Source organism: Roseomonas elaeocarpi (assembly GCF_042433915.1).
GTDB classification, from domain to species: domain Bacteria; phylum Pseudomonadota; class Alphaproteobacteria; order Acetobacterales; family Acetobacteraceae; genus Roseomonas; species Roseomonas elaeocarpi.
In genome coordinates this window covers 1-571 of the sequence record NZ_JBHLUN010000032.1, presented here as the reverse complement: position 1 = coordinate 571, position 571 = coordinate 1, and the positions used below count along the sequence as shown (strand labels likewise).

Annotated in this window: 1 protein-coding gene; it reads right to left on the bottom strand. The window is 69.5% G+C overall.

From position 1 onward, the window contains the following. Positions 1-571 (bottom strand): LysR family transcriptional regulator (locus tag ACFFGY_RS22255; RefSeq protein WP_377046735.1); only part of this gene is annotated, 571 nt, incomplete at both ends.

Here is a 571-nt window from a genome sequence, read left to right as displayed (position 1 = left end):
ATGATCCTGGAGACCGCCAGGAACCGTCGGCGGAGGACGAACCGCGAAGTATCGGGGTGACCCGACCACGGCCATGCGGAGATCCGGGGTCAGTCTGACGGCGGTCATGTCCTGATGCACGAGGGCACCCGAGCGGATGCCCGCGTCGAAGCCGCTGGCGATGACGTCGGTCATGCTGTCGTCGACAACGAGATCAAGCCGGACGCCGGGATAGGCGGCGCGGAATTCCACCAACTTCGGCATCACCACCAAGTGCGCCGCGATCCGTGGCGCGTTCAGGCGCACGGTGCCGCTGGGTTGCGACTGGAACGCGCCGACGTCGCGGACGGCCCCGTCCAGCTCGGCAATGGCGGGACGGAGCCGGTCGAACAGCGCCTGACCGGCCTCGGTCGGCGCGACGCTGCGCGTGGTCCGGTTCAGGAGCCGCGCGCCCAACCGCCGCTCGAGCGATCCGATGCTGTGGCTGAGTGCGGAAGGGGACATGGCCAGCCGCTGCGCGGCGCGCCGGAAGCTCCGCTCCTCGGCCACAACCATGAAGCCCATCAGCTCGGCGAACTCTGCCCCGCGCATA